This window comes from Rhodosalinus sp., assembly GCF_046542825.1.
In the GTDB taxonomy this organism is placed as follows: domain Bacteria; phylum Pseudomonadota; class Alphaproteobacteria; order Rhodobacterales; family Rhodobacteraceae; genus Rhodosalinus.
Map to the genome: position 1 here is coordinate 1 of NZ_JBKHAQ010000069.1, position 15,133 is coordinate 15,133.

Consider the following 15,133-nt stretch of genomic DNA (forward strand, 5'->3'; position numbering starts at 1 on the left):
CGTCGGTTTATCGCTGCTGAGATTGAGCGGGCGTCCCTGTGGGGCGCCCGTTTTTATTTCTTCTTCTGTGCGATTTTTTCGAGTGCGCTGACCATGCGCATGTAGGGCGATTTTTCGGCGCCGAGCTTTTCCATCTCACGGACGTCGAGTATGAATGTGCTCTCGTATTGGTCGCCGTTGAGGTCTTGGTATTGAAGGTCAACTTTGAAGGGTGGTAGTGGGTTGCTGCCCAGGATATTCCACCCAAGTGCCAAACTGAACTCAACGGTTTCGCCTTGTGGTATGATCCTAAAAGGATGGTGCCTCGTAAAGATATTTGTCATGAGTTGTCGGCTTTCTAAGTCCAAATCTTCCGGAGGCTCTGCGCTCAAGTGAACGTCTATTGCAGCGCCCGCACCTACATTCGTTACCCTAAAAGTAACCAACTCTCGTGCATCTTCTCTTTGTCCAAAGTGCGCAATAAGAACCGGATCAGTGGCTGCCTCTCTCAACTTCTTTTGCTCAAGCATTGATCTTGCAGCTACGAAGAATGATCCTGCTGCTACCAAGAGAGAGGACGCCACGAGAACATTGTCCGACACGTAACTCGCTTGATCGCGAGAGAACTGGTTGATTAGGATTGCCGAAAATATTGAGGCTAAAACGCCAAGCAGGAAGCCAACAGCAAACTTTCTGTCTCGTAGGTAGCCGCTCGTTCGCTCACTCTTTTTGTGTCGAAGTGGATAGTCAGGCATTGGCCACCGGCTTCATATCAAGCGTGGAGGGGATATTTTCCCTACCCCTACAAATCAAACTCCGCGAACACCGGCGCGTGGTCGGACGGCTTCTCCCAGCCCCGGCAGGCGCGCAATATCCGGCTGCCGTGCGCCGCCCCGGCGATGTCGGGGGTGGCCCAGATGTGGTCGAGGCGGCGGCCGCGGTCGGCGGCGTCCCAGTCCTTGGCGCGATACGACCACCAGGAATAGAGCCGCCCCTGGGGGATGTCGCGGCGGGTGACGTCCACGAAGCGGCCGGCCTCCTGCGCGGCGCCAAGGTGCTCGATCTCCACCGGCGTGTGGCTGACGACCTTCACCATCTTCCTGTGGTCCCAGACGTCCTCTTCCAGCGGGGCGATGTTCAGGTCGCCCACCAGGATGGACTTCCCCGGCTTCTCCCCGTGCAGCCAGTCGCGCAGGTCGGTCAGGTAGTCGAGCTTCTGCCCGAACTTCACGTTCGCCGCGCGGTCCGGCACGTCGCCGCCCGCGGGGATGTAGAAGTTGTGCACGACCACGCCGGTCTCCAGCCGCGCGGCGACGTGGCGCGCGTGCCCCAGCCCCGCGAAGTCGAGCGCGCCCGCCTCCTCGATCGGCAGTTTCGACAGGATCGCGACGCCGTTGTAGCCCTTTTCGCCCCGCGCGACCATGTGGGGGTAGCCGAGCGCGGTGAAGACCTCGCGCGGGATCTTGTCCACAGGGCTCTTGCACTCCTGCAGGCAGAGGATGTCCGGCGCCTCTTCCGTCAGGAGCCGCTCGACGAGGCCCTGGCGCAGGCGGACGGAGTTGATGTTCCAGGTGGCGAGGGTGAAGGGCATGGGCAGGCTCCGGTTGCGGGAGGCGGGAGACTAGCCGCGCGGCCGCATTGCCGCAATCAGCGCGGCGTGCACCGCCGGCCCGCCCGCGACGATGCCGGGCGTCTTGGGATGTGCGGTGTTGAAGCGCGGCGGGTCGCCCGCCCGGTCGGTCACCACAGCGCCCGCCTCGCGGCAGATCAGCAGCCCCGCCGCGATGTCCCAGTCCCAGCTGTCGCGGTGCGTGATCATCGCGTCGAAGCGCCCCTCGGCCACCAGCGCGAGCCGGTAGGCCAGCGAGGGGCGGTGGTGCCGCTTGAACCCCGGCAGGCCGCCGGGCCAGTTCGCGGCATCCATCGCGGCGCGGGTGGCAAGGACGTTTGCCCCCTCGACGCTCACGCGTGTGGCGGCGCGGATCGGCTGCCCGTTCAGCGTGGCGCCCTGGCCCCTGGCGGCGGCGTAGAGCTTGGCGTCGTCGGCGGGCAGATAGACGACCGCTTCCGTGACCTCGCCCTCCGTCACGATGGCAAGCGAGAGCGACCAGCTCGACGAGCCCTCGATGAAGCCGGTGGTGCCGTCGATCGGGTCGAGCAGGAAGATGCGAGGACGGCTCAGGCGTTCCGGCGTGTCGGCATCCTCTTCCGAGAGCCAGCCGTAGTCGGGGCGCGCGCCCAGCAGGATGGCGCGCAGCGCCTCGTTCACGGCAAGGTCGGCCTCCGTCACCGGCCCCGCGTCGTCGGGCTTGTCCCAGCGTTTCGCGGTGGGACCGTGATAGCGCAGCGCGACCTGGCCTGCCTCGCGCGCCGCACGGATCAGGAGCGCAAGGTCACTCTCCGGCAATCGTCAGCCCCTCGACCAGCAGCGAGGGCACCACGCGGCTGACCCAGGGCCGCGCGTCGTTCGCCGGCCGGATCGTCGCCAGCATCTCGCGCAGGTTGCCCGCCACCGTGCATTCGTTGACCGGCCAGGCGATCTGCCCGTTCTCGACCCAGAACCCCGAGGCGCCGCGCGAATAGTCGCCGGTGTTGGGGTTGATCGTGGCGCCGATCATCGAGGTGACGAGCAGCCCGGTGCCCATCTCGCGCAGGAGATCCTCCTGCGAGCGGTCCGACTGGGTGAGCGCCACGTTCCAGTTCGACGGCGACGGCGGCGAGGACAGGCCGCGCGCGGCGTTGCCGGTGGGCGCGCGGCCCAGCTTGCGGGCGGTGGCGAGGTCGAGGGTGAAGCCGGTGAGCGTCCCGTTCTGGACGATGGCGCGGCGCGCCGTCGGCAGCCCCTCTGCGTCGAAGGGGCGGGTGCCCTGCACGCGCGGGCGGTGCGGATCCTCGATCAGCGAAAGCTCGGCGGGCAGCACCGCCTCGCCTTCGGCATCGCGCAGCCAGGAGGCGCCGCGCGCGACGGCCGTGCCATTGGCGGCCGACAGCAGGTGGCCGATCAGCGAGGACGCGATGCGCTCGTCGAAGAGCACGGGCCAGGCCCCGGTCCGGGGGCGGCGCGGGTTCAGCCGCTCGACCGCGCGGCGGCCGGCACGCGCGCCGATCTCCTCGGCGCTGCGCAGGTCGGCGCCGAAGATGCGCCCGTCGCCGTCGTAGTCGCGCTCCATCTTCAGCCCCTCGCCCGCGATGGCCACGCAGGACAGGCTGTGGTCGGTGCGCGCGTAACCGCCGGAGAAGCCGTTGGTCGCGGCAAGATGCATGACCCGCTGGCCATAGGCGGCGGAGGCCGACTGCACCTGGGCGACCCCCTCGACGGCGAGGGCCGCGGCCTCTGCGCGCGCGGCGGCGTCCTGCAGCGCCTCCGGCGCGGGTTCGTCGGCCGGATCGGACAGCTCCAGCCCCTCGGCATCGCGCCGCTCGCTCAGCTGCGCGGGCTCGGCGAGGCCGGCATAGGGGTCGTCCGGCGCCTCGCGGGCCATGGCGACGGCGCGCTCTGCCATTGCCGCCAGCGTCTCGTCCCGCGGGTCGGAGGCCGAGACGCAGGCCTGTCGCCGCCCGATCAGTACCCGCAGCCCCAGATCGGTGGATTCCGCGCGCTCCGCCTGTTCCAGCGCGCCGCCGCGGATGTCGATGGTCACGGACCGGTCCGCGATGACCAGCGCATCCGCCGCCTCCGCGCCGGCGCGGCGCGCGGCCTCCAGCAGGGCGTGGGCCAGGCGTTGGGGACTGGGCGGGGTCATCGGGTGCTCCTTGCGGGGACGCCGCCGCAGCGGCACCCCGCGGAGGTAGACCGCCGGCCCGCCGCGCGCAAGGCGCGGGCCGGCGAAGAGCGCATCACTGGATGCGCTGCCCGTTGGCCAGCACCTGACCCTGCTCGTTGATCTCGATGGTCGATTCCAGCGTGTCGGGTCCGGCTGGAACGGCGAACATGCCCATCATCATGCGCGCGCCCATCGCCTGTTCCTGCGGTAGCAGGCCCATCTGCATCAGCGTGTCGAGGAGCGCCTCGGCGCCTTCCAGCCGCAGCGACAGCGTGCCTTCGGGCCGTGGCATCCCGTCGAAGGTTGCCCGGTCGCTGTTGTCGAAGGTGAACGCGCCCTGTCCGGTCAGTTCGGCGCCCAGCATGCTGACCAGAAACTGCGAAAGGTCCAGCGCATGCAGTTCCGCGGGCACATCCTCGTTCATTGCCATGCGCTGCATCGCCTGCGGATCGAAGACGTCGCCCAGCACGCGCGCCATGCCCGCAATATCCATCACGATGCTGGCGGGCTCGCGCGGCAGCATCTGGCCGGGGTCGAACATGGCCCAGATCTGCTCGCCCATCGTGAAGTCGCGCAATTCGACCAGCAGGTTGAAGGGCTCGGGGTCTTCCGTGGTGCCCACGGGCGCGGAGAAATCGAAGGCCGTCTCGCCGATGGCCGCCTCAATCGGAAAGGGCAGGTCCGACCCCTCGACGTTAATCTGCGTGCCCGCGCCGGAGCCTGCGTAGGTCAGCCGATCGGCATCCATCGCCGCACGAAAGTGGCTGCGGTCCGAACTGGTGCTGCCGGTGACGGTCTGCCCGTCCTCCTCGAAGGTGAAGTCGGTGTTCCCGCCGGTATAGCCGATCTGCCCGTCAAACGCGTAACCGGCGGCGAAGGCTGCGGACATGTCCTGCATGTCCATGTCCTGCGGGATCCGGGCCGTTCCCTCGAACGTCAGCGCGCGCAGCGCACCGTCGAAGGCGGCGCTGCCCCGCTCGCCCTCCATCGCCGGCGTGTTCACGTCATAGGAGACCTCCGCCACCGTCACCCTTTGCTCGAGGTCGCGCAGCTCGCCGGGCGTGACGACCGACTGGCCGGCCATCCCGGACGCCGTGACATCGACCGACACCTTGTCGCTGTCCAAGCTCTCGCCTTCGACGACAAGCTCGGCGAGCGACAGGCCCAGTTCCGACGCTGTATAATCATAGGTCATCTGGCTGTCGTCGCCCGACACCAGGACTTCCAGATCCCGGTGCATGACGGCAAGCGTCATGTCGACCGCCTCGGCGTCGGGCGGGCGGGCCTCGACCCGCATCTCGCTGGTCTCGGGATAGGCCACGCTGACCGTGCCGTCCTCGTTCTCGGTGAAACTGATCTCCGGCAGTTCCAGCGCGACGGTGCCGCCGTCTTCGGGCAGCGGCAGGCGCATGGTCATGTCGCGCACGCTGAGCGTGTCGCCCGACATCGAGTCGGTCGCCGTGACCTCGTAGCCGAAGCTCGACAGGTAGCTGCGCATGTCGTTCCAGACCTCCTGCGCGGTGAGGTCTGCGGCGGCGGGGGTGCCCAGGGCGCCGGCGGCGAGTGCGAGCGCGGCGGTGGATGACGAAAACCGCATGATGAATCCTTTCGGCAGGGAATGGTCCTGTCTCAGCATCCCCACAGCCGCTTTCCAAGGTCAAGGGCCGAGGGGTGGACCGGCGGCAGACAGCGACGTATCACGGATGCCGACAGAGGGAGGCTGCGATGACCGATCTGACGGGCAAGGCGGTGATGATCACGGGCGCGAGCCGCGGCATCGGGGCCGCCGCGGCGCGCGCCTTTGCCGGGGCGGGGGCGCAGGTGGCGCTGCTGGCGCGCTCCGGGACAGAGCTTGCCGATCTGGCCGGCGAGATCGGGCAGAACGCCATCGCCGTGCCCTGCAACGTCGCCCGCTTCACCGAGGTCGAGGCCGCGGTGCGCGCCTGCCTGCAGGCCTTCGGGCGGCTCGACGTGCTGGTGAACAACGCCGGCGTGATCGAGCCCATCGCCGGCCTGGCAGAGGCCGATCCCGACGCCTGGGCCAGCTGCATCGACGTGAACCTCAAGGGCGTCTTTCACGGGATGCGCGCCGCGATGCCGGTCATGGCAGAGAACGGCGGCGGCAGCATCCTGACCGTCAGTTCCGGCGCCGCGCATCACCCGCTGGAGGGCTGGAGCGCCTATTGCGCGTCGAAGGCGGCGGCGGCGATGCTGACGCGGTCCTGCGACCTGGAGGGCCGGGCGCAGGGCATCCGCGCCATGGGGCTCAGCCCCGGCACGGTGGCCACCGACATGCAGCGCACCATCAAGGCCTCGGGCGTCAACCCGGTGAGCCAGCTGGACTGGTCCGACCATATCCCGCCCGAGGCGCCGGCGAAGGCGCTGGTCTGGATGTGCGGGCCCGAGGCCGACGACTGGCTGGGGCAGGAAATCTCGCTGCGCGACCCCGAGATTCGCCGCAAGGCGGGCCTTGCATGATCCGCGTCGCGCGGGAGGGCGGGCTCGCGACCGCCGTGATCGACCGCCCGGACAAGGCCAACTCGCTGACGCTGGAAATGCTGCAGGACCTCGCCGACTGGGCAGAGGGCGCGGCAGCCGACGGCGCGCAGGCGCTGATCCTGACCGGGGAGGGTCGCGTATTTTCGGCCGGAGCGGACCTTGAGGCCGCGCGCGCCGGACTTGCCACCTCGCCCGTGTGGGAGCGGCTGTCGGGCGCCATCGCCGCTTTTCCGGGCCTTTCCATTGCCGCGCTCAACGGCACGCTTGCGGGTGGCGCGATGGGCATGGCGCTGGCCTGCGACCTGCGGCTGGCGGTGCCGGGGGCGAAGTTCTTCTATCCGGTGATGAAGCTGGGTTTCCTGCCGCAGCCCTCGGACCCCGGCCGGCTCGCCGCGCTGGTGGGGCCGGCGCGGGCGAAGCTGCTGCTGATGGGCGGCGCGAAGATCGAGGCCGAAGAGGCGCTGGCCTGGGGCCTGATCGACCGCATCGTGCCGCCCGAGGCGCTGATGGACGCGGCGCGCGCCCTGGCCGGGGACACGCTGTGCGCCACGCCCGAACACGCCCGCGCCATCAAGGCGCTCTGCCGCTGAGGGAGGAGACGCACCCCTCCTGCAATGGGCGATCGACCGGGTGGTGGCCTGGCAGGGCCGCCCGGTGATCTTCGACCGGCTCGATGCCGCGCGCACCGCGCTCGTGGTGATCGAAACGCAGGAATTCTTCACCTGCCCCGGCTTGCCGCTCGGGATGCCCGCCGCGCACGGGATCGTGCTGGCGATCGACCGCTGCGCCGACGGGGCTGCGCGCGGCGCGGGCAGGCTTCGCGGGCACTTTCGGTGACGTGCAGACGGTGGATCAGGCGCTGACGCATCCGGTCGTGCCGGTGGCCGCCGGCGCCTAACGCTTCCGCCGCGGGCCCGGCGAACGGGAGTGGAACGCGGGCGGGCGCTTTGCCACCCAGGCGGCGAACTTCGCAAGGCGGGGATGGGCGCGCAGCGCTTCGGGCGTGCTGAAGCTGCGCGCAAGCTCGGCCTCGGTCAGCGTGGCGTGGATCTCGTTGTGGCAGATCTGGTGCATCAGCACCGTGGGCCCGCCCTTGCCGCCCTTCAGCTTCGGGATCAGGTGATGCAGGCTTTGCGGCGCGCCGGGCGGAATCGGGCGGCCGCAGAGCGGGCAGGTCGGGTCGTCGGTCATCGGATGCGAGGATGGCGCAGTCCGGGAGGGAGGCAAGAGGCATGGAGCGGCCCGAGGCGCTGGTGGTGGGCGCAGGCCCCGCGGGACTGATGGCGGCGGAAGAGCTGGCGCGCGCAGGCGCCCGGGTCGTCGTGGCCGAGGCGAAGCCCTCCGTCGCGCGCAAGCTGCTGATGGCGGGCAAGTCCGGGCTGAACCTGACCAAGGAGGAGGCGTTCGGGGCCTTCTGCGACGCCTATGGCGCTGCTACCGCGTCGTTGCGCCCGATGCTCGCGGCCTTCGGACCGCGGGAGGTCTGTGCATGGGCCGAGGGGCTGGGCCAGCCGCTCTTCACCGGATCGTCGGGCCGCGTCTTTCCAAAGGCGATGAAGGCCTCGCCGCTCCTGCGCGCGTGGCTGTCGCGGCTGGCGGATCAGGGGGTGGAGTTTCGCACCCGCTGGCGCTGGCAGGGGTGGGCGGGCGAGGCGCTGCGCTTTGCCACGCCAGAAGGAGAAAGATCGCTCGCGCCGGGGGTCGCGGTGCTCGCGCTGGGCGGGGCAAGCTGGGCGCGGCTGGGCTCCGACGGTGCCTGGGCGCCGTGGCTGGCGGAGCGCGGCGTGCCGCTCGCCCCCTTCGCGCCGTCGAACGCGGCGCTTTCGGTGGACTGGTCGGCGCACATGGCGCGGCACTTCGGCGCGCCGGTGAAGCCACTGGCGCTGATGGCCGGGAAAAGGCGCGTGCGCGGCGAGGCGGTGATCTCCGCCAGGGGGCTGGAAGGCGGCGGGCTCTATCCCCTGACACCGGCGCTGCGGAACGGTGCGCCGCTGACGCTCGACCTCGTTCCCGATCTGGATGGCGAAACGGTGGCCGACCGGCTGGCCCGCCCGCGGGGCAGGCTGTCGCGCGCAAACCATCTGCGCCGGGCGCTGCGCCTCGACCCCGCGCGGCTGGCGCTGCTCAACGAGTTCGCCCGCCCCCTGCCGGACGACCCGAAGGCGCTGGCGCGGCTGGTCAAGGCGTTGCCGGTCCTTCACGCCGGCCTGCGCCCGATGGACGAGGCGATCTCGACCGCTGGCGGCGTGCGCTGGTCAGGGCTGACAAAGGGGCTGGAGCTGCGCGCCCTGCCGGGTATCTTCGCCGCCGGAGAGATGCTGGACTGGGAGGCGCCCACCGGGGGCTACCTGCTGACCGCCTGCCTTGCCACAGGGCGGTGGGCCGGCCGGGCGGCGGCGGCGCACTTGCACTCCGCCGGAGCAGAGGGCACCTGAGACCGCGAAGGAGACCCGCCATGCGCGCCGATTACGCCGAGTTGCGCCGCCGGATCGCGGCGCTGACCGAGGGAGAGACCGACGCCGTCGCGCTGATGGCGACCGTGGCGTGCGAGTTGCACCATGCAGACGCGCGCTTCGACTGGACCGGCTTCTACCGCGTGACCGCGCCAGAGGTGCTCAAGATCGGCCCCTATCAGGGCGGGCACGGCTGCCTGACGATCCCCTTCGCGCGCGGCGTCTGCGGCGCGGCGGCGCGGACGGGTGAGGTGCAGATCGTGGACGACGTGGAGGCCTTTCCCGGGCACATCGCCTGTTCCGCCTCGACCCGGTCGGAGATCGTGCTGCCGGTGCGCGACGGCGCCGGCCGCCTGATCGGCGTGCTCGACATCGACAGCGATGCGCGCGCCGCCTTCGGCCCCGGTGATGCGGCGGGGCTGGGCGCGATCCTTGCGGACGTGTTCGGGCGGCTCTGAGGCGCTCGTCCCTCCCGCCGGTCGGTCCTCGCGACGCCCGGCGAGGAGGGACCGCCAGGGACCGACGAGGGGCCGCCGCCTCAGCCGAACTTGCCCCTGATAAAGGCCCGCGCCAGCGGATCGCGGGCGGCGGTGAAGATCAGCTCCGTGGGTCCGATCTCGCGCAGTTCGCCGAGGTGGAAATAGGCCACGCGGTCGGCCACCCGCCGCGCCTGCATCATCGAATGTGTCACCAGCACCACCGACAGCCGGCGCTTGAGTTCCATCACCAGCCTTTCCACGGCGGCCGTGGCGATCGGGTCGATCGAGCCGGTGGGCTCGTCCATCAGGAGCACCTCCGGGTCGGTCGAGAGCGCCCGCGCGATGCAGAGCCGCTGCTGCTGTCCGCCCGACAGGTCGGTCCCCTCCATGTCGTGCAGGTGATCCTTCACCTCGTCCCACAGATGGGCGCGGCGCAGGCAGTCCTCGACCACGACGTCCAGCTCGGCGCGGGTCCGGGCCAGGCCGTGGATGCGCGGCCCGTAGGCCACGTTGTCCCAGATCGACATGGGAAAGGGGTTCGGCTTCTGCGCGACCCAGCCGAAACGGCGGCGGTGCAGCGGCGGATCGACGTCGTGCGCATGGATATCATGGCCCTGCATCGTCACGCGGCCCGTGACGCGCACGTTCGTCTGACCCTCGTGCATCCGGTTGAGCACCTTCAGCGCGGTGGACTTGCCGCAGCCCGATGGCCCGATGAAGGCGAGGCATTCGCGCGGGTAGAGGTCGAAGCTCACGTCGCGCAGAGCGTGCGTGCCGTCGCCGTACCACAGGTTCAGGTCCTCGATCTGCATCACCGGGGCGGCGTTGTCGCGGGGCTCCGGCATGGTTTGGCGGTCTTCCCTTTCGTCGAACATCACGGCCTCCTTCAGCCTGTTGCGCGCCAAGTGTGCGTGAGGCACGCAGCGCCCGTTTTCGATCCAGATCAAACCGCCGCAGATTTCACAAAAAATTCACATGACCGACGGCTGGCGCGTCGTGCGCCGCGGGCAGGAAAAACCGCGGAGCGGACAGGAGATGCCGATGCTCCGGCCGACAGCCGCCCTCAACCGCCGCATGGTGCTGCGCGGGCTGGCCGCCCTGCCCGCCACCGGGCTGAACCGCGTCAGTCGCCCAGCTTCTTGTGCACCTCGTCGAGGTCGATCTCGCCCACCGGCATCTTGTTGGCCGGATTCTCGAAGTCGTATTTGAAGAGTTCGAAATCGCGGTGGTAGATCTCGTAGACGAGGTGCATCGACAGGTCGTCGAAATAGTCCTCGACCGGGTGCAGGCGCTTGGGCCCGTGCCCCTCGCTCTCGTTGAAGCGGGGCACGCGCGCCAGATCCACGGGATGCGGCGTGTCGATCGCGTCGAGCACGGACTGCATCCCCTCGTCGAACCTCTCGGTCCAGAAGATGTGGTCGTAGCGCCCGCCGTTGACGATGAAGGTCGAGACGTGGCCGGAGACCGCGGACCAGTGGATGTCGGGTTCCATCGGGCGTTTCCAGCGGATCGTGTCCCGCGCGAAGAGCAGGAAGCGGCGGAAGCTGCGGATCTGGTCGAACTCCCGGCTGCCGTCCTCGCCGCCGACCTCGATGCCGTATTTCTGGATCAGCAGCGGCACCAGGTTGCCGCGGTAGCGCTTGCCGTTGCGCTGGATGCCGCAGATCTTGTCGAAGAAGGACGACAGGATGCGCGTGTAGGGATTGCGCACGCAGGTGAAGGCATAGGCGCTGTGGGTCTTCACGTTGGCGGCAATCCGCGGCTGGCTCTCCTCCAGCGCCCATTTGTGCAGGCCCTCGGTCGCGTCATGGATGTCGCCGTCGTAGAAGCGGCCATGGTCCGAGTAGTGCAGGATCTGGCCGATGGTCGAGCAGGCGCATTTCGGCACCACGCGGTAGACCACGCTTTCGCTCTCGGTCATCCATGTGCCGGGAAACCCCATCGGGCTGTCCTGCCTCTGTCCTGATTCGCCGTCTGCCTCGTCGGCCTTGCGTTGCCTGCGCCGGCCCATTGCCCTTGGTGTTGTTATATTCCGAGGGTAAACAGCATGGAAAGGTGGTTTCTTCGGCGCCCGTTCATGCGAGGCAGGCAGAGAAGGGACCGGACAGGCGGGGAAGCGGATCGCGCACGGCATGGCAAGGATCGCCTTCATACTGCTTTGCCACAAGGATCCCGAGGCCGTCGTGAAGCAGGCCCAGCGCCTGACCGCGGTCGGCGACTTCATGGCGATCCACTTCGACGCCCGATCGCGGTCAGAGGATTATCACCGCATCAGGGCGGCGCTCGACGGCAACCTCAACGTGACCTTCGCGCGCCGCCGGGTGAAGTGCGGCTGGGGAGAATGGTCGCTTGTCGCCGCCACGCTGGAGGCGGTGCGCGCGGCCGAGGAGGCGTTTCCGCAGGCCACGCATTTCTACATGCTCTCGGGCGACTGCATGGCGATCAAGTCGGCCGAATACGCCCACGCCTTTCTCGACGCGGCCGACCGCGACTACATCGAGAGTCACGATTTCTTCGCCTCGGACTGGATCAAGACCGGGCTGAGGGAAGAGCGCCTCATCTATCGCCACGTCTTCAACGAGCGCAGGCGCAAGGCGCTGTTCTACGCCGCGCTCGAATGGCAGAAGCGCCTGGGGCTCAGTCGCCGCATCCCCGGGGACCTGCAGGTCATGATCGGCAGCCAGTGGTGGTGCCTGCGCCGGCGCACGATCGAGGCGATCCTCGATTTCGTCGTGCGGCGGCCCGACGTGGTGCGCTTCTTCCGCACCACCTGGATCCCGGACGAGACATTCTTTCAGACGCTGGTGCGCCACCTCATCCCCGAAACCGAGATCGAGAACCGCACGCTGACCTTGCTGATGTTCTCGGACTACGGGATGCCGGTGACCTTCTACAACGATCACTACGACCTGCTGCTGAGCCAGGACGCGCTCTTCGCCCGCAAGATCAGCCCGGAGGCGACCGAGCTGACCCGCCGGCTGGGCCTGCTCTACGCCTCGCAGGGCACCGAGTTCCCGATCTCGAACGAGGGCCGCAGCCTCTACCGCTTTCTCACGCAGCGCGGGCGGATCGGCCGCCGCTTCGCCCCGCGGTTCTGGGAAACCGAGGGCTCGCTCGGGCGCGAGCGCGAGTTGCTGATCGTGGTCTGCAAGAAATGGCATGTCGCGAAGCGGCTCGTGGACCGCATCCGCCAGATGACCAACATCCCCTGCGTCGAATACCTGTTCAACGAAGAGGCGACGCAACTCCCGGATCTCGGCGGCATCGAGGCCACCATGGGCAAGCGTCACCGGCACCGCCGCGCGTTGCTCCGGATGCTCTTCGAGCATTTCGAGGCCGACCGGCTGGTGATCTGCCTCGATCCGGCGAACCTGGACCTGCTGCAGGACTTCTGTGGCGACCGCTCCGTCACGCGGCTGCTGGAGGTGGAGTGCCGGTTCTCCGACGCCTATCTGGTGGGACATGCGATGCGCGTGGGCCTGGCGGGGGAGCGCACGCCGCCCGAGACGCTCGCGCGCCTGCTGCCCACGATCCGCAACGAGATGGCCTTCGAAAGCGACAGAATCCGCGACGCGGCCTTCGAGAACCACCTGCGCCTGCGCGAGACCGATCCGCCCGAGACCAACGCGCAGCCACTGGCCGAATTCCTTGGCCTGGCTCCCGACAAGGCGCTAGAGATCGCGCGGACCGACCACCTTTTCGCCGACTGAGGGAGCGACGGATGGGCTACAGCTACGACGATCAGAACGTGTTCGCAAAGATCCTGCGCGGGGAGATCCCGAACAGGACGGTGATGGAGACCGAGCACAGCCTGGCCTTCGAGGACATCAACCCGCAGGCGCCGGTGCATGTGCTGGTCATCCCGAAGGGGCCTTACGTCAATCACGATCACTTCGCGGCCGAGGCCACCGATGCCGAGATCGTCGATTTCACCCGCACCCTGGGCGAGGTCTGCCGCAAGCTTGGCGTGACGCCGGGGGCCGAGGGTGCGGGATATCGCCTGTTGTCGAACGCGGGGCGCGATGCCAACCAGGAGGTGCCGCATCTGCACGTCCACGTCTTCGCCGGCGGTCGCCTGGGGCCGATGATCCTTCGACGCGACTGAGCGGCGACGCGCGGGACCGTGCCAGCGGGGCGTGGCTCGGACGGGGGATTCCTGTTTGGAAGATGGGCTTGGGCCATCCGCCACGCAGACGTGACGGCCTGTGTCTTGGCGGCGCCGTCGAGGCCCCTAAGTCTGTCCCGTATTGTCAGAGGACGGACACATGGCCCATCGGTGGAAGAACGATCTGTCGGAGCGGGACGTCACGCCCGAGGGTGCCTGGCTGACGCGGCGCGGGCTGATGGCGGGGGCAGGGGGGCTTGCCCTGGCCGGTCTTGCCGGGCGTGCAGGCGCCGCCGAGGGGCTGGAGCCCAACACCTGGGAAGAGATCACCACCTACAACAACTTCTACGAGTTCGGCACCGACAAGGCGGATCCGGCGCAACATGCGGGCGCGATGACGGTGTCGCCCTGGTCGGTACGGATCGACGGGCTGGTGGACCGGCCCGCCGACTACGCGCTGGAGGATATCCTGTCGCGCATGACCATCGAGGAGCGCATCTATCGCTTCCGCTGTGTCGAGGCCTGGTCGCGCGTGGTGCCCTGGAACGGCTTCGAACTGGCCGACCTGCTGCAGATGGCGGGGGTGCAGAACGATGCGCGCTATGTCGCCTTCGAGACCCATCTGAACCGCGACGAGATGCCGGGCGTGCGTTTCCCGGTGCTGGACTGGCCCTATGTCGAGGGGCTGCGCCTTGACGAGGCGATGCATCCGCTGACGATCATGGCGACCGGCCTCTACGGCCGCGACCTGCCCAACCAGAACGGCGCGCCGCTGCGGCTGGTGGTGCCATGGAAATACGGCTTCAAGTCGATCAAGTCCGTGGTGCGGATCACGCTCACGGCAGAGGAGCCGCCGACCAGCTGGAACAAGGCCAACCCGCGCGAATACGGCTTCTATTCCAACGTGAACCCCGAGGTGGACCATCCCCGCTGGAGCCAGGCGACCGAAAGGCGGATCGGCGCGGGCATTTTCGCGCGGCGCGAGCCCACGCTGATGTTCAACGGCTACGCCGACGAGGTGGGCGATCTCTACGCCGGCATGGACCTGACCCGCTTCTTTTGATGCCGCTCGCCACCGCGATCAACGGGGCGACCCGCCGGGTGCCGGTCTGGGCGGTCTGGGTGGCGGGGCTTGCGCCTGTTCCCTGGCTCGTCTGGCAGGCGGCGACCGGCGGGCTCGGGGTGGAGCCCGTGGAGGCGCTGGAGCACCGGCTGGGCGAGCTTGCGCTGCAGATCCTGATCGCTTCGCTCGCGGTGACGCCGCTGCGCCGGCACCTGGGCGTGAACCTGATCCGCTTTCGCCGGGCGCTGGGGCTTCTGGCCTTCGCTTATGTCGCCCTGCACCTTGCGGTCTGGCTGCTGCTGGACGTGCAGACGCTGTCGCGGGTGTGGGAGGACATCGTCAAGCGACCCTACATCACGGTCGGCATGGCCGGCTTTCTGCTGCTCCTTCCGCTCGCCATCACCTCGAACGACTGGTCGGTGCGCCGCCTGGGGGCGGCCGGCTGGCGGCGGCTGCACCGCCTGGCCTATCCGGCGGCGATTCTGGGCGCCGTGCACTACGTTATGCTGGCCAGGGGGGTCCAGCTGGAGCCGCTGCTCTATCTGGCGGCGATTCTGGGCCTGCTGGCCCTGCGGCTGCGTCTGCCGCGGCGGCAGGCGGCCTGAGCGCGACAGGAAATTGCCCTGCGCGGGCTCCCGCACGCAAGATGCTGACCGCGCGCGTGGGGTGACGCCGGGGCGTGTCCGGGCGCACGCAAAAAATCCGCGACGCTGCGCATTTTCCACTTGCGGGAGCCGTCCGCTCTCCGTAGATAGCGCTTCACCGGCGGCGCTGAGGGATTGGCGCGGTTG

17 protein-coding genes are annotated in these 15,133 nt (G+C 68.9%); 9 read left to right on the top strand and 8 right to left on the bottom strand.

Annotation, left to right across the window (positions count from 1 at the left end; genetic code table 11):
* Positions 1 to 53 precede the first annotated feature (53 nt).
* The 5 genes from ACLFOB_RS09980 to ACLFOB_RS10000 all read right to left on the bottom strand — a co-directional run bounded on the left by ACLFOB_RS09980 (position 54) and on the right by ACLFOB_RS10000 (position 5,340).
* Complete coding sequence (locus ACLFOB_RS09980; RefSeq protein WP_410925984.1) at positions 54 to 734, bottom strand: hypothetical protein; 681 nt, start codon at positions 732 to 734, stop codon at positions 54 to 56.
* 47 nt (positions 735 to 781) lie between these two features.
* Positions 782 to 1,570, bottom strand: a complete 789-nt coding sequence (locus ACLFOB_RS09985) for an exodeoxyribonuclease III (RefSeq protein ID WP_410925985.1) — start codon at positions 1,568 to 1,570, stop codon at positions 782 to 784.
* A 30-nt stretch (positions 1,571 to 1,600) separates the two neighbouring features.
* Entirely contained in the window at positions 1,601 to 2,386 is a 786-nt protein-coding gene (locus tag ACLFOB_RS09990) for an inositol monophosphatase family protein (protein WP_410915639.1), read from the bottom strand.
* Positions 2,373 to 3,722, bottom strand: coding sequence for a TldD/PmbA family protein (locus ACLFOB_RS09995; protein WP_410925986.1), 1,350 nt, complete (start codon positions 3,720 to 3,722; stop codon positions 2,373 to 2,375). Before ACLFOB_RS09995 ends, ACLFOB_RS09990 begins: the two co-directional genes overlap by 14 nt.
* 94 nt (positions 3,723 to 3,816) lie before the next feature.
* Positions 3,817 to 5,340, bottom strand: a complete 1,524-nt coding sequence (locus tag ACLFOB_RS10000) for a DUF2125 domain-containing protein (protein ID WP_410925987.1) — start codon at positions 5,338 to 5,340, stop codon at positions 3,817 to 3,819.
* A gap of 128 nt (positions 5,341 to 5,468) precedes the next feature.
* Here ACLFOB_RS10000 and ACLFOB_RS10005 point away from each other — a divergent pair, with 128 nt between their 5' ends.
* Genes ACLFOB_RS10005 through ACLFOB_RS10015 form a run of 3 tightly spaced genes read left to right on the top strand, consistent with a single transcriptional unit; the run spans position 5,469 to position 7,079 of the window.
* Positions 5,469 to 6,221, top strand: a complete 753-nt coding sequence (locus ACLFOB_RS10005) for an SDR family oxidoreductase (RefSeq protein ID WP_410925988.1) — start codon at positions 5,469 to 5,471, stop codon at positions 6,219 to 6,221.
* Positions 6,218 to 6,832 carry an enoyl-CoA hydratase/isomerase family protein gene (locus ACLFOB_RS10010; RefSeq protein WP_410925989.1) on the top strand — a complete coding sequence of 205 codons (615 nt, stop codon included), beginning with the start codon at positions 6,218 to 6,220 and terminating at the stop codon, positions 6,830 to 6,832. The genes ACLFOB_RS10005 and ACLFOB_RS10010 overlap by 4 nt, the downstream gene beginning before the upstream one ends.
* A gap of 43 nt (positions 6,833 to 6,875) precedes the next feature.
* Positions 6,876 to 7,079, top strand: coding sequence for a hypothetical protein (locus ACLFOB_RS10015; protein WP_410925990.1), 204 nt, complete (start codon positions 6,876 to 6,878; stop codon positions 7,077 to 7,079).
* Between the two features lie 57 nt (positions 7,080 to 7,136).
* Here ACLFOB_RS10015 and ACLFOB_RS10020 read toward each other — a convergent pair whose 3' ends face one another.
* On the bottom strand, positions 7,137 to 7,433 hold the full coding sequence (locus tag ACLFOB_RS10020) for an HNH endonuclease (protein ID WP_410925991.1): 297 nt from the start codon (positions 7,431 to 7,433) through the stop codon (positions 7,137 to 7,139).
* 41 nt (positions 7,434 to 7,474) lie between these two features.
* On the opposite strand from ACLFOB_RS10020, the gene ACLFOB_RS10025 reads away from it, so the two are divergent.
* The gene (locus ACLFOB_RS10025; RefSeq protein WP_410925992.1) at positions 7,475 to 8,677 is read left to right on the top strand and encodes a TIGR03862 family flavoprotein; all 1,203 of its coding nucleotides are present in this window, start codon (positions 7,475 to 7,477) and stop codon (positions 8,675 to 8,677) included.
* A gap of 20 nt (positions 8,678 to 8,697) precedes the next feature.
* A complete protein-coding gene (locus ACLFOB_RS10030) occupies positions 8,698 to 9,153 on the top strand; it encodes a GAF domain-containing protein (protein ID WP_410918401.1) in 456 nt (151 codons plus the stop codon).
* Between the two features lie 80 nt (positions 9,154 to 9,233).
* On the opposite strand, the gene ACLFOB_RS10035 is transcribed toward ACLFOB_RS10030, so the two are convergent.
* A complete protein-coding gene (locus ACLFOB_RS10035; RefSeq protein ID WP_410918402.1) occupies positions 9,234 to 10,019 on the bottom strand; it encodes a phosphate ABC transporter ATP-binding protein in 786 nt (261 codons plus the stop codon).
* 278 nt (positions 10,020 to 10,297) lie between these two features.
* Positions 10,298 to 11,116: a sulfotransferase family protein gene (locus ACLFOB_RS10040; protein WP_410925993.1), complete on the bottom strand. Its 819-nt coding sequence runs from the start codon at positions 11,114 to 11,116 to the stop codon at positions 10,298 to 10,300.
* Between the two features lie 190 nt (positions 11,117 to 11,306).
* On the opposite strand from ACLFOB_RS10040, the gene ACLFOB_RS10045 reads away from it, so the two are divergent.
* The 4 genes from ACLFOB_RS10045 to msrQ all read left to right on the top strand — a co-directional run bounded on the left by ACLFOB_RS10045 (position 11,307) and on the right by msrQ (position 14,947).
* Positions 11,307 to 12,884, top strand: a complete 1,578-nt coding sequence (locus ACLFOB_RS10045) for a DUF5928 domain-containing protein (protein WP_410925994.1) — start codon at positions 11,307 to 11,309, stop codon at positions 12,882 to 12,884.
* Between the two features lie 11 nt (positions 12,885 to 12,895).
* Positions 12,896 to 13,279 carry an HIT domain-containing protein gene (locus tag ACLFOB_RS10050; protein ID WP_410925995.1) on the top strand — a complete coding sequence of 128 codons (384 nt, stop codon included), beginning with the start codon at positions 12,896 to 12,898 and terminating at the stop codon, positions 13,277 to 13,279.
* Between the two features lie 160 nt (positions 13,280 to 13,439).
* Positions 13,440 to 14,342, top strand: coding sequence for a protein-methionine-sulfoxide reductase catalytic subunit MsrP (gene msrP, locus ACLFOB_RS10055; protein WP_410925996.1), 903 nt, complete (start codon positions 13,440 to 13,442; stop codon positions 14,340 to 14,342).
* A complete protein-coding gene (gene msrQ, locus ACLFOB_RS10060) occupies positions 14,342 to 14,947 on the top strand; it encodes a protein-methionine-sulfoxide reductase heme-binding subunit MsrQ (RefSeq protein WP_410925997.1) in 606 nt (201 codons plus the stop codon). Before msrP ends, msrQ begins: the two co-directional genes overlap by 1 nt.
* The last annotated feature ends 186 nt before the right edge of the window (positions 14,948 to 15,133 follow it).

Bases quoted from the DNA above. Each gene is read 5' to 3' on its own strand.
- ACLFOB_RS10045 (WP_410925994.1), top strand. From the start codon at position 11,307: ATGGCAAGGATCGCCTTCATACTGCTTTGCCACAAGGATCCCGAGGCC.
- ACLFOB_RS10005 (WP_410925988.1), top strand. From the start codon at position 5,469: ATGACCGATCTGACGGGCAAGGCGGTGATGATCACGGGCGCGAGCCGC.
- msrQ (WP_410925997.1), top strand. From the start codon at position 14,342: ATGCCGCTCGCCACCGCGATCAACGGGGCGACCCGCCGGGTGCCGGTC.
- ACLFOB_RS09980 (WP_410925984.1), bottom strand. From the start codon at position 734: ATGCCTGACTATCCACTTCGACACAAAAAGAGTGAGCGAACGAGCGGC.
- ACLFOB_RS10025 (WP_410925992.1), top strand. From the start codon at position 7,475: ATGGAGCGGCCCGAGGCGCTGGTGGTGGGCGCAGGCCCCGCGGGACTG.
- ACLFOB_RS10040 (WP_410925993.1), bottom strand. From the start codon at position 11,116: ATGGGGTTTCCCGGCACATGGATGACCGAGAGCGAAAGCGTGGTCTAC.
- ACLFOB_RS10050 (WP_410925995.1), top strand. From the start codon at position 12,896: ATGGGCTACAGCTACGACGATCAGAACGTGTTCGCAAAGATCCTGCGC.
- msrP (WP_410925996.1), top strand. From the start codon at position 13,440: ATGGCCCATCGGTGGAAGAACGATCTGTCGGAGCGGGACGTCACGCCC.
- ACLFOB_RS09985 (WP_410925985.1), bottom strand. From the start codon at position 1,570: ATGCCCTTCACCCTCGCCACCTGGAACATCAACTCCGTCCGCCTGCGC.
- ACLFOB_RS10030 (WP_410918401.1), top strand. From the start codon at position 8,698: ATGCGCGCCGATTACGCCGAGTTGCGCCGCCGGATCGCGGCGCTGACC.
- ACLFOB_RS10010 (WP_410925989.1), top strand. From the start codon at position 6,218: ATGATCCGCGTCGCGCGGGAGGGCGGGCTCGCGACCGCCGTGATCGAC.
- ACLFOB_RS09995 (WP_410925986.1), bottom strand. From the start codon at position 3,722: ATGACCCCGCCCAGTCCCCAACGCCTGGCCCACGCCCTGCTGGAGGCC.
- ACLFOB_RS10020 (WP_410925991.1), bottom strand. From the start codon at position 7,433: ATGACCGACGACCCGACCTGCCCGCTCTGCGGCCGCCCGATTCCGCCC.
- ACLFOB_RS10035 (WP_410918402.1), bottom strand. From the start codon at position 10,019: ATGCCGGAGCCCCGCGACAACGCCGCCCCGGTGATGCAGATCGAGGAC.
- ACLFOB_RS10000 (WP_410925987.1), bottom strand. From the start codon at position 5,340: ATGCGGTTTTCGTCATCCACCGCCGCGCTCGCACTCGCCGCCGGCGCC.